Genomic DNA, 11,965 nt, shown 5'->3' on the forward strand with positions numbered 1-11,965 from the left:
ACGTGGCAGCGAGGCCGAGAACACTACGGCGAGTGAAGTTTCCTGTCACAGTAAGTCCCCCAGACGAGTGATCGTTGCTGCGATTCTTATCCGGTGAGTAACCGATGCGCAAGGACGCCGAGGGGCTGACCGACGGCCGAAGGCGGACAACTACTCACTCGACCGGCTGCCGGACCCGCCACGGCGGGTGTAGGAAAGAGCCATGAAATTCCGCGTACTCGGTCCGTTCGAGAGTCGACGTGGGGCAAGCCGACCGCGCGCCGGCGGCACGGCAGGCGGGGCGGCATCGGCGAAGGAGACGCGGTCATGACCGAGCAGGCGCACCGGCGATACGGCCCGAGCGCGCAGTGGTTGCACATCAACGACGCGCATATCACCGAGGAGGCCGTGGCCGACCTCGCCGGGTTCAAGTCGAACGGCGTCAATTTCAAGCTGGCGCTGTGGAATCCGCGACCCAACGGCGTGCGATACCTGAAAGCGCTCACGTTCGCACTGGGCATGCGACTCAGCCCCGCCAACAGGGAAAGGCTGCGCCGCACGCGCAACCGTGAGGTCGGCGACCCCTATTCAGTGCGTTGCGACGGCGAATCAGTGTGCCTCGACTACTTGCAGGCGGTGCACGAGGTCGAGTTCATGGCGGCGAACCTGCCCCTCGACGGCGCACGGATCGTGGAGATCGGCGCCGGCTACGGCCGGACCTGCCACACCCTGCTGTCCAACCACGAGGTCGCCGGATACACGATCGTCGACCTGCCGAACACCCTGGCGCTGTCGCGCCGGTACCTGCGGACCGTCCTGGAGCCGGAACAGTTCGCGAAGATCCGTTTCGTGGGTATCGACGAGGTGGACGAGCAAGTGCGCGGTGCCCGCTTCGATCTGTGCGTGAACGTCGACTCGTTCGCCGAGATGAATCCCGGCACCGTGCGGGACTATCTCGGGCTCATCGACGCGACCTGCACGCATTTCTACGTCAACAACCCGGTCGGCAAATACCTCGACAAGACGCTGGACGGCCACTCGCAGGGGACCGCGGTGGTGGAGCTGGCGCTGAGCACCGGGTTGCTGCGCGACGTCATCGACATCCACGACAGCGAGGCGGTACTGGAGAAGGTGCCCGCTTTCGTGTCCGCGTACCGGCCAGGCGAACGGTGGCAGTGCGTGGCAAAGGAACGCTCGGTGTCGTGGAGCTATTACTGGCAGGCCCTGTACCGCGCCGCCCCGGTGCCGCGGTGAACGCCGACGGTGACGGCGGGGACCGGCCGCTGATCGCGGTGCTGGGTGGTTCGGGCTTCGTCGGCGCCGCGGTGGTCGAAACCCTTGCCCGGCAACCGATCCGGCTCCGTACGGTCGGCCGTCGGCCGCAGCCGGTGCCGCCCGGCGCCGTGGCTGAAATCGAGGTGCTGACCGCCGACCTCACGGTTCGCGCGGACCTCGAAGCCGCTGTGGCCGGCGCGGACACGGTGGTCCATCTGCTGATGCACACCGCCGACTGGCGTGAGGCCGACGGCAACCTGACCGCCGAACAGGTGAACGTCGGCGTGCTGCGCGAACTCGTCGAGCTGCTCGGGGAGCGCCGCCGGCCGCCGACGATCGTGTTCGCGGGCTCCACTTCGCAGGCCGGTCTGCCGGAGCGGATACCCCTCGACGGCACCGAACCCGACCGGCCCACGACCGCCTACGACCGGCAGAAGCAGGCAGCGGAGCAGGTGCTCAAGGCGGCCACCGCCGCCAAGCTGGTCCGCGGCGTTTCCTTGCGGCTGCCCACCGTGTACGGGGACAGCCCGCGGGGGCGGCTGAACGGCCGCGGCGTGGTCTCCACCATGGTGCGCAAGGCTTTCGCCGGCGAGGAGCTCACGCTGTGGAACGACGGCACCGTCGAACGCGACCTGCTCTATGTGCACGACGCCGCGAACGCCTTCCTCGCCGGGATCGACCACGCGGACGTGCTCGCCGGCGGGCACTGGCTGGTCGGCACCGGGCGCGGGGTGCCACTGGGCGACGTGCTGCGCACGATCGCCGAACTGGTCGGCGCCCGCCTCGGACGGCCGCCGGTACCCGTCGTCTGCGTACCGCCACCCGATCTCGCCACGGCCACCGACATGCACAGCGTCGTGATCGACTCGTCGAGGTTCCGGGCCGCCACCGGCTGGCGCCCCCGGGTGCCGTTGCACACCGCACTGCGGCGTTGCGTCGACGCGTTCGCCGAGAACGCCGGATAGCGCGGGCCTACAGCAGCCCGTTCAGCAAGCCGACGACCGCGAGCAGCGTACGTGCCTGCATGTTGAGGTAATGCCCGTGCCGGGCAAGCGAATTCAGCTGGCCGGGGGTCACCCAGGCGTACCCGGGCGGCGGCTCGGCGCCCACCTCGGTTTCGTCGGCCTCCACGAGCAGGTATCGGCTGACGGCGTTGAAGAAACGGCCACCCTCGTCGGAATGCACCGCGGCGTACCGGATCCGGTCCGCCCCGGCACGGCGCACCAGGTCGAAGAACCGCGGCCGCTCCTCCTCCGGCAGGTGGGCGTAGTTCTCCGGGGTGCACTGCACCGTCGGTCCGAGTTCGACGGTGTCGAGGAGACCACCCTCGGCCCTGGCATGGGCGAGCAGATGCGGCACCCCGCCGAAGCGGCGGACCAGGAACGCGCAGAGACCCAGACCGACCGGCTCGAACAGCGGCTGCATCCACGAGGTCACTTCACGGTTCCCTGCCTCGACGGACACCCCGCCGACCCGGAAATACCGGTTCGCGACATGCTGGATGTCGTCCTCGGTGTGTACCCAGTCGTCGACCTTGGCGAGCGGCACGCGCCGGGCCCGCACGTCGTGCCGGGCCCGCTCGTTGGTGAACCACGACAGCACGTCCGTGTCGGAGCGCACCGCGCCCGGCTCGGCGGGCGCCGTCGGGGCGCAGGCAAGGACACTGCGTGCGTCCATGTTCACCACGTTGTCGCGGTGCAGCAGCTTGCCGATCTGCCCGAGAGTGAGCCAGCAGAAGTCGTCGTGCGGTGGCACGTCGTCGAAGGTCTCGATGATCATGTTGCGGTTGGATTTGCACAGGAACCAGGAGCCGTGCTCCGACTGGAGCACGTCGGCGAGCACCCGGCCCCGGCCCGGCCGGGTGAAGTACTCGAGGTACCTCACGTCGGCGCCCCGGTGCACGCCGGTGTAGTTGCTGTGCGTGGCCTGCACTGTCGGCGAGAGCTGCAACAGGCCAGGATTGCCCGGCTCCATCTTGGCCTGCATCAGGAAATGCAGGACGCCGTCGAACTCCTTGGCCAGGATGCCGAGGATCCCCACTTCGGGTTGCACGATGATCGGCTGCTGCCACTCGCGGCCGTCGATCACGACGTGCAGCCCCTCCACGCTGAAGAACCGCCCGCTGCGGTGCACGATGTTGCCGCTGTCCGAATCGGACGACCAGTCCTTGATCTCTCCGAGCGGCACCCGCTCGACGATGAAGCGGTGCGCCCGGCGGCGCCCAGCGCGACAGGCGTCGAAGTCCTCGGTCCGCATGTCCGTGCCGGTGGCGGCCGCCCGCCGGGAACGCGCGAGCCGTGCGGGCAGCCGGGTGTCATCCCGTGCCGCCAACTGCGTTGCGATCACCATCTTGGATCCCCTTCGAGACGACGCCGGGCACCGGACTGCGCGACGCGTGGTGTCCTGCCCTTCACCGGGCGTCCGGCGACCGGGTGGCCCGCAAGCTCACGTAGTCGTTGTCCCTTTCCAGGCCGAGCACTTGCGCGCTCAGGTAGTCGACGCCGTCGGCGTAGGTGTACGGCTGCATGAACCGGCCGGCGCGCACGTCCCGATACAGCCGGGCCAGCGGGTGCTCCGCCACATACGTGGCCCCGCCCACCACGGTGATGCAGTCGTCGACCACCGCGGCCGCCAGTTCGTTGACCACTTGCTTGGCGCACTGGAACGGGGTCATCAGCCGCCGTCCGCGCTCATCCGGATCCATGTCGTGCCGGGGGGACAGTTCGTCGGCGTTGACGAGCGCGGCCGACGCGGTGGCCCGCAGCGCGTACAGCCGCGCCTCGATCTCGGCGACCAGGGTGCGCGACGCCGCGGGTGGTGCGGCCGACCGCCGGCCGACCGTGTCCACCGCGAGTTCACGGGCGGCCTTCGCGACCCCGGCGTAGATGCCGAGCATCGCGAGGGAACTGATCGCCTGCCCGGCGAGGACCGCGTCGCTGTGCGCACCGACGCTGCCACGCGCCAGCACGTCGTCCGCCGGCACCGGGCAGTCGTCGAACGCCACGTCGAGGGTGCCGGACGCACGCATCCCAAGGCCGTTCCATCCGTCGACGATGGTGAGCCCCGGGGTTTCCCTTGCCACGATAGGGGCGTACAGCCGCGCTGATCCGCCGTCGACCGGCGCCTGAGCGGATACGACGAAATGCGTCCCGATCGGCGCCATCGTCACCAGCGTCTTGCGACCGGACAGCAGCCAGCCACCGGAGCCGTCGGGGCGCAGCCGGGTGACCTCTCGCCCGTGATCCTTCACCGCGCCGCACACCACCGCCTCGCCCCGGGCCATCGCGCGCAGCAGCCGCTCGGCCAGTCGCCGGGTCGGCGGCGGACCGTACTGCCACTCGTAGGTCAGGGTGATCCCCCGGCTGAACTGGGCGTGCAGGGCCAGTGCGGTCGAGGCGTCCGCCTCGGCGACCCGCAGAAGCGCGACCGCCACGTCGTGGAGCCTGCCGACCCCCATCCCGCCCAGCTCCGCGGGCACCGTCGCGCCGAGCACGCCGTCACGGCCGAAACCGCGGAACGTCTCGGCGGGGAACGTGCCGTCCCGGTCGTTCGGCGCCGCCTCGGCCCGTATCCGGGGCAGGTGCCGAGCCAGGACGGTCAGCAACTCCCGGCCCGGCTCGGTGGTCGCGGTGCTCAGGTCGCCGGGTGGCACCGCCTGCCACGGCGAGTCCCGTTCCGTCTCCATCAACGCGGTGTGGTGTTCCAGCATGGCCCTCGATCCCCTCAAAGCACCCGGACGTTCGGCACATAGCTGATCCATCGCCCGCCGGAGCGCCGGAACTCCTGCTCGTTCGCCATGATTTCGTCGGCGTGGTTCCAGGCGAACAGCAGCGCGTAGTCCGGGTACGGATCGCGGAACGCGGCCGGCGGGCGTACCGGGATGTGCTTGCCGGGCGTCATCCGGTGCTGTTTCGCGGGCGTGCTGTCACACACGTAGGACACGAGTTCCGGTCCGATATCACAGAAGTTGGTGACGGTGGCGCTTTTCGCCGTGGCACCGTAGGCGACCACGCGGGATCCGTCGACGCGCAGCCGTCGCAGCAGTTCCACCAGATCGTCACGCACGCGCATCACGCCGTCGGCGAACCGGCGCAGGGTCGCCATGCCGGACAATCCGCGGGCGTCCTCCTCGGCGAGCAGGGCGGCGACCGCGGCGCTGGGCGTGCGCTTCCCGGCCCGGGCGAGGGTGTACCGGATCTCGCCGCCGTGCACCGGCAGCCGTTCCACGTCGACCAGTTCGAATCCGTGATGCTCGGCCATGGCCCGCACGGAGTGTGCGCTGAACAGGAAGAAATGCTCGTCGTAGATCTGGTCGAAGGACGTCTTCTCCACCACGTCACCGAGATACGGGTCCTCGAACACGAACACGCCGTCCGGCGCCAGCAACGCGTCGACGCCGCGGAAGATCGAGTCCGGGTACGGGATGTGGCACATGGTGTTCGCCGCGAAGACGACCTGGGCCGGCCCTTCCGCCGCACGGACCTCCGCCGCCGTCGCGTCCTCGAAGAACGCGGTACGTACCCGGACACCTTCGGCGCGGGCCAGCTCGGCCACCCGCCCGGAAGGCTCGAAGCCCAGATGACGTACGCCTGCCCGGTGGATCGTGCTCAGCATGACGCCGTCGTTGCAGCCCATCTCGACGATGAACGGGTCCGGCACGGCCAGCTCGGTGGCGAGGAACCGTCGTGCGACGCTCGCGAAGTGCTCACGCATCACCGCCGAACCGGACGAGTGGTACGGGTAATCCTCGTGGAACATCTTCTCCCGCGGTACCGGCTCGGTGAGCTGCACCATCGTGCAGGACTCGCATCGGCCGACGGCGAGCCGGAAGAAGAACTCCGTGGCATCGCTGCCGGGCTCCCGGAAAGCGTCGGACAGTGGCTGACGGCCGAGGTCGAGGAACTCGTGGACATCGCCGTCGCACACTCGGCAAGTGGCGGTCGCCAGTTCTCCCGGCATGGTGTTCCCTCCGTACCAGATGGGTTGTCTCAGAAACCGGCCAGCACCTCGCGAAGTGCCCGGATCACCGCCTGCTGCCGGTCGAGTGGCAGCGACGGGTACATCGGCAGCGAGAACACCTCGTCCGCCAGTTTCTCGGTGACCGGCAGCGAACCCTTGGCGTATCCGAGGTCCTCGAATCCCGCCATCGTGTGCACCGGCCAGGGATAGCTGATGTTCAGCGCGATGTCGTACGCGCGCAGCCGCTCGATGATCTCGTCCCGCCTGGGGTGGCGGACCACATACAGGTAGTACACGTGCTCGTTCCCTGACGACACCGCGGGCAGCACGAGCCCTCCGGGCGCGACGAGGTCGCTCAGCGCCTCGTCGTAGCGGCGCGCGATCGCGCGCCGCCCCGAGATGTACGCGTCGAGCCGGCGCAGCTTGCACCGCAGGATCTCGGCCTGTACCTCGTCAAGGCGGCTGTTGTGCCCGGGGGTCCGCTCCACGTAGTAGCGGTCCTCCATGCCGTAGTAGCGCAGGCGCCGGAGGTTCTGGTCGGTGCACTCGTCGCCGGTGATCACGGCGCCGCCGTCGCCGTAGGCGCCGAGAACCTTCGTGGGATAGAACGAAAAGGCGGCGGCATCGCCCATCGCGCCCGCCAGCCGTCCGTGGTGGCGCGCGCCGTGCGCTTGGGCGCAATCTTCCAGGACGACCAGGCCATACCGGGCGGCCAGCCGGCTCAGCGGGGCCATGTCGACGCACTGGCCGTACAGGTGCACGGGCACGAGCGCCCGGGTGCGCGGGCCGATCGCGGCCTCGACCTGGCCGGTGTCCATGAGGAAGTCGTCCTCGCGCACATCGACGAAAACCGGCTTCGCGCCCGTCCCGTCGATGGCCACCACGGTCGGTGCGGCGGTGTTGGCGACCGTGATCACCTCGTCCCCGGCCCCCACACCGAGCGCCTGCAACCCCAGCTTGAGTGCGTTGGTGCCGTTGTCGACACCGGCGCAGTGGGCGACACCGTGGTACGCCGCGAACTCCGTCTCGAACCCGGCCACGCTCGAGCCGAGGATCAACTGGCCGGACTCGAACACCTTCGCCACCGCGGCGAGCACTTCCTCGCGTTCGTCGTGGTACTCCGGCAGGTAGTCCCATACCCGGATCGTCACCGTCGTCCTCCCTCGCGGGCGAATCACCCCAGCCGATCCGATCGAACCGGCGCTGATATCTCTTGCGTATTCGGTAGCCGTACGGCAGGTTTTTCGCCCACAACTCGTGAAAGGCTCGCGCGGAATACCTGGGTGAGGCAGGAAAAGCAGACAAGGTCCGGTCGGACTTCGTCACCCCATGAAGAAAACCCACTTCTGTGGCGCGATGCTCAGCGGACACGGTACGTCCGGACAGCGGGGTCCTGGCATCCCGCACGCTGCTAGTTGTCGCGGGTGAACCGTTGAGCGCGCAGTCGGCCCACGGGATGGCGTGCGGGGTTTTGGCCGGTCACGCTTCCGGCCGGGCCACCACGCGCAAGTGGTGACGGTTTCCGCAGGTCAAGGGCTCGGTTGCGCTGGCCGACGGGAGCCGGCACGCCCCTGGTGTCCACTGTGGACACCTTTCAGAGCAACCGTGTCGTGTCTCGGGCGAGACGGTGGGCTGGGTGACGCGACACCGCACTCGCGTGCTCAGACCCGGAACTCGCGTGTTTGTAGGCGTAACTCGCGTGTTTAGAGACGTAACTCGCGAGTGCGGTATCCAGACACGCGAGTCACGCCCTACCGAAGTACATGAAGGACCCCTTCCTTGCGCTAGACGCAAGGAAGGGGTCCTTCATGTACTTCACGACCGGCCGCCGAGGTCACAGTCGCCCCACGGTCACCAGGGACCACATCCTGAAAGTAGCGAAAGCCTCCTTCCCTACCCTCAGGGTAGGCAAAGAGGCCCTCACTACCAGGAGAACGCGCACGACCACTGGCCACCCCGGCACACAGCTACGCAAAGCACCCGAATCGGGCACCCAGATCCGACCTGGCGTCCCGTGTGGACAGTCGCGCCCCGGGTCCGCTGCCGGCGACCTGCCCGGCTTGATCGAGCTGACCGGCAACCGCTCAAGATCGACTTGAGCTACGTGGCATTGGCTCCTGGTGCTGTCAGACCGAGGGATACGGATCACTCCGGCCCGGCCATAGCATCGGCTGAACGTCCCAGACATCAGATGTGACCGGAAGGGTGGCCAATTCGTGGCTGAAAACGACACGATCACCATTCGCGTTGACGACCGGATCGAGCAGGCGATTGCCGCCCTGACCCGCGGTGGCGCGTCTGCCACGGAGGCGATCGAGCGGGCGATCATGGAATCGGCGAGGCGCGCCGCGCCCGCCCCGCCCACCGAGGCCATGCCGAGCAGCATCGACTCGAAAACGTTGAGCGTGCAGCGGAAGCTGACTCGCGAACAGTTGCTGGAGTTCGCCGAACGCGGCTACCTCGTGATCCCGGATGTCGTCCCTCCGGACATCCTGGCCGCGGCCAACGCGGCGGTGGACGGACAGCTGCGCAAGCATCAGCCCGAGGAAGGGCACGCCGGACCGCACTTCATGTTCCCGAAATGGGATGAGGAGCCGGACCTGGCGGCGCTTTTGCGTGACACCCCCGCGTTCGAGCTCGCCGAAGAACTCACCGGTGACGGTGCCATGGAATATCCGTGGCAGACGCAGATCGCGATGACCTATCCGCCCTACACCGACGACCGGGGAATGCCGCATATCGATGGCGGCATGCGCCGAAAGGCCGATGAACCCCCGCGGACCTTCACCATGCTCGCCGGTTTCTTCCTCACCGACCAGGACGGCGACGATACGGGGAACCTCTACGTCTGGCCGGGAACACACCGCGCTCACGCGAAGTACTTCCGCGAGAAGGGGCCCGACGCGTTCACCTCCTACCCGGACATCGAGCTGCCCGAGCGGGAGCAGGTGCGCGGCAAAGCGGGAGACCTGCTGCTGAAGCACTACATGGTCGGCCACAACGTCGGCAGCAACTTGTCCGACTCCATCCGGCGCACGGTCTACTTCCGGCTCAAGGTCCGCGGGCACGACGCGACGTGGCGTGAGATCATCCAGAATCCCTGGCACGATTTCACCCCGTTGCGGCCGCTGGTGTCTTCATTCGAAGAAAACGGCGAGTCCGGCGCATAGAGCTACCTGGCCGGATGCGAAAGCCGGCAGGTTTTCCGGCCTGCCGGCTTGGTCCCATCGGCCGCGACATCACTTGGTCTGACAGTATCCGCACCACTTACCCTGGCGAGTGGAAAATATGTCGAATGATCTTTCAACATGAAGGCGATCGTATATTCGTCGACCGGCGGAATTGACGTTCTCCGGTTCGTCGACCGGCCGGTACCCGAGCCGGGACCCGGTGAGGTCCGGGTCCGGGTCGCGGTCTCCGGGGTCAACCACTCGGACTGGAAGGGCAGGGAGTTCGGTCACCGCAACGGCACCCTGATGTTCCCCGAGGTGATCCCGCACAATGACGGCAGCGGAGTGATCGACGCCGTCGGAGCGGGCGTCGACCGGGAACGGATCGGCCAGCGGGTGTGGGTCTGGGAGGCGGCGTACAAACGCCCCCACGGCACGGCCGCCGAGTATTCCGTCGTCCCGTCCCGCCAGGCGGTGCCACTGCCGTCGAACGTTTCGTTCGAGGCCGGCGCCTGCCTCGGCCTCCCGGCGGTCGCCGCCCACCGCTGCCTGCTCACCGGGCAGAAGGGCCCCGACCGGCTCGGCCCCGGCACCCTGACCGGACGGACCGTGCTGGTCGCCGGTGGCGCCGGAGCCGTCGGCCATGCCGCGATCCAGCTCGGCGCCTGGTCCGGCGCGACCGTGATCGCGACGGTCAGCAGTGAGGAGAAGGCGAAACTGGCCCGCGTCGCCGGCGCGGCACACACCGTCGACTATCGGTCGGACACGGCGGAGGCCGATATCCGCGCCGTCGCGCCCGACGGGGTGGACCTCATCGTCGAGGTGGCGGCGACCAAGAACATCGACACCGCCGTGGAGGTGCTGGCACCGAACGGCACCATCGCCGCGTACGGCACCGAAGGGGACAGCGTGCTGGCGTTCCCGACCAAGAAGGTGATCGGCCGGAACACGCGCCTTCAATTCGTACTGGTGATGACGCTGCCCGCTGCGGCCAAAGACCTCGCGTCGGCCGACATCACGAGAGCAGCGGCGGCGGGGGCACTCGCCGTCGGCGAGGAGGCCGGGCTGCCGATCCATCGGTTTCCGCACCCGAACACCGGCGAGGCGCAGGACGCCGTGCAGGGCGGCACCCTCGGCAAGGTGGTCGTCGAGATCGGTTCCCTTGCGGGGTAAGGCAAGGCGCGAGGGGGCCGTGAGTGGCGATTCGGGTCATTGAGGGGTAAGGCAAAGGTGTCGTGTTCGTGGGCGGGGCCGACGGTGGGGCGAAGGCTCCCTTCGCTGCGTCTGATGCGGTGATGGACGCCTTCGAGCCTGGTTGGACACGGGTTCGACGGTGACAGCGACTCGTGAGTGATTCCTGACCATTCTTGACTATCCACAAAGGACAATTTCCGGGACGCAGGTGACCGGTTTAGGCTATTTGCGCGTTTTTGAGAGGGGGTCGTGAGTGGCAATGAGGGTTAGAACGCTCATTACCACTCACGACTCCGGCCAAGAACCACCCAGGTAGGCGCTAATCGGGCATTCCGGCTATCAGGGGCGTCCTTTGTGGATAGTCAAAGAGTGACTGGACTCCGCTGGTCAGTCCGTATCCGCGCCGCGAAGGCCTCCCTGTCACCGAGCTCGCGAAGCCGACCTTTCATTACGGGGACTCGATCACGCCACGCTTGCCTTACCCCTCAATAGAACCCGAATCGCCACTCACGACCCCCGAATCGGCAACTGACACCACGGAAGCGTCCCTTGTGGACAGTCGAGAAGATGCCCCAGAGGGGACGGACGATGTACGACCGCGACACGTACCTCCGGCGGTTGGGCTACGACCCGGCCACCGGCCGCCCGGCCGCGGAGCTGGCGACCCTGGTCGCACTCCACAAGCGGCATATGGAGGCCATCCCGTTCAACAGCGCGGGCTCGCTGGCCGTACCGGCGCCGAGCGGACGGCTGGTCGATCTGGTCGACTTCGACGAGGACGCGACGTTCGACTCGGTGGTCGCGGCGGGCAACGGCGGCGGCTGCGTCCAGCTGACCCGGCTGTTCCTGCGGCTGCTGCGCGACCTCGGGTTCGATGCCGACCTGATCGCCGGTACGACGGCGGAGGGTCGCCGGTCCTACGACGTCGAGGTCGAGCACATGCTCATCCTGGCCCGCGTGGACGGCGAATCCTGGCTGGCCGACATCGGGTACGCCGGGCCGTCGTTCGTCGAGCCGCTGAACCTCGACGGCGGTGGCGTCGAGCAACGCCAGTACGGCTGCCGGTACCGGCTCGTCCCTGACGGCGACGGTATGTCGCTGCGGCGCCGTCCCAGGCTCGGCCAGTGGAGCACGGTCTACGAGTTCACCGCGAAAGTCCGCGACCGGTCGGACTGGGCGCCGGCGGAAAAGGCGATCAACGCCGCGCTCGCGGCAGGCGACGACGACGGCGGGCTCTACAGCCGAGCGGTCTCCGACGGCCAGGTCGTGTTGAAGGGCCGTCGATACCTGACGGTCCGGGCCGGCATCGAGAAGGCCCGCACCCTCAGCGACGACAGTGCTTGGCAAGCGCACCGCGACATGATCCTGGCCGGCGAAGTCGGCTGACC

9 protein-coding genes are annotated in these 11,965 nt (G+C 68.2%); 5 read left to right on the top strand and 4 right to left on the bottom strand.

From position 1 onward, the window contains the following. Positions 1-306: 306 nt before the first annotated feature. Positions 307-1,233, top strand: coding sequence for a putative sugar O-methyltransferase (locus tag DMH03_RS02385; protein WP_125790361.1), 927 nt, complete (start codon positions 307-309; stop codon positions 1,231-1,233). Further along, positions 1,182-2,219 carry an NAD(P)-dependent oxidoreductase gene (locus DMH03_RS02390; protein WP_233611241.1) on the top strand — a complete coding sequence of 346 codons (1,038 nt, stop codon included), beginning with the start codon at positions 1,182-1,184 and terminating at the stop codon, positions 2,217-2,219. Before DMH03_RS02385 ends, DMH03_RS02390 begins: the two co-directional genes overlap by 52 nt. 7 nt (positions 2,220-2,226) lie before the next feature. Here the strand turns inward: DMH03_RS02390 and DMH03_RS02395 are convergent, their stop codons facing one another. From DMH03_RS02395 to DMH03_RS02410, 4 genes are all read right to left on the bottom strand, one after another. Then, a complete protein-coding gene (locus DMH03_RS02395) occupies positions 2,227-3,603 on the bottom strand; it encodes an NDP-hexose 2,3-dehydratase family protein (protein WP_125790362.1) in 1,377 nt (458 codons plus the stop codon). A 61-nt stretch (positions 3,604-3,664) separates the two neighbouring features. Beyond that, on the bottom strand, positions 3,665-4,963 hold the full coding sequence (locus DMH03_RS02400; RefSeq protein WP_199748652.1) for an acyl-CoA dehydrogenase family protein: 1,299 nt from the start codon (positions 4,961-4,963) through the stop codon (positions 3,665-3,667). Between the two features lie 14 nt (positions 4,964-4,977). Continuing rightward, entirely contained in the window at positions 4,978-6,213 is a 1,236-nt protein-coding gene (locus DMH03_RS02405; RefSeq protein WP_125790363.1) for a class I SAM-dependent methyltransferase, read from the bottom strand. Between the two features lie 29 nt (positions 6,214-6,242). Then, the gene (locus DMH03_RS02410; RefSeq protein WP_125790364.1) at positions 6,243-7,364 is read right to left on the bottom strand and encodes a DegT/DnrJ/EryC1/StrS aminotransferase family protein; all 1,122 of its coding nucleotides are present in this window, start codon (positions 7,362-7,364) and stop codon (positions 6,243-6,245) included. Between the two features lie 1,065 nt (positions 7,365-8,429). Here DMH03_RS02410 and DMH03_RS02415 point away from each other — a divergent pair. From DMH03_RS02415 to DMH03_RS02425, 3 genes are all read left to right on the top strand, one after another. After that, positions 8,430-9,383: a phytanoyl-CoA dioxygenase family protein gene (locus tag DMH03_RS02415; protein WP_125790365.1), complete on the top strand. Its 954-nt coding sequence runs from the start codon at positions 8,430-8,432 to the stop codon at positions 9,381-9,383. 138 nt (positions 9,384-9,521) lie between these two features. Then, positions 9,522-10,556: an NADPH:quinone reductase gene (locus tag DMH03_RS02420; protein WP_125790366.1), complete on the top strand. Its 1,035-nt coding sequence runs from the start codon at positions 9,522-9,524 to the stop codon at positions 10,554-10,556. A 588-nt stretch (positions 10,557-11,144) separates the two neighbouring features. Further along, entirely contained in the window at positions 11,145-11,963 is an 819-nt protein-coding gene (locus DMH03_RS02425; RefSeq protein ID WP_125790367.1) for an arylamine N-acetyltransferase, read from the top strand. Positions 11,964-11,965: the final 2 nt, after the last annotated feature.

Source organism: Amycolatopsis sp. WAC 01376 (assembly GCF_003947415.1).
Taxonomy (GTDB): Bacteria; Actinomycetota; Actinomycetes; order Mycobacteriales; family Pseudonocardiaceae; genus Amycolatopsis.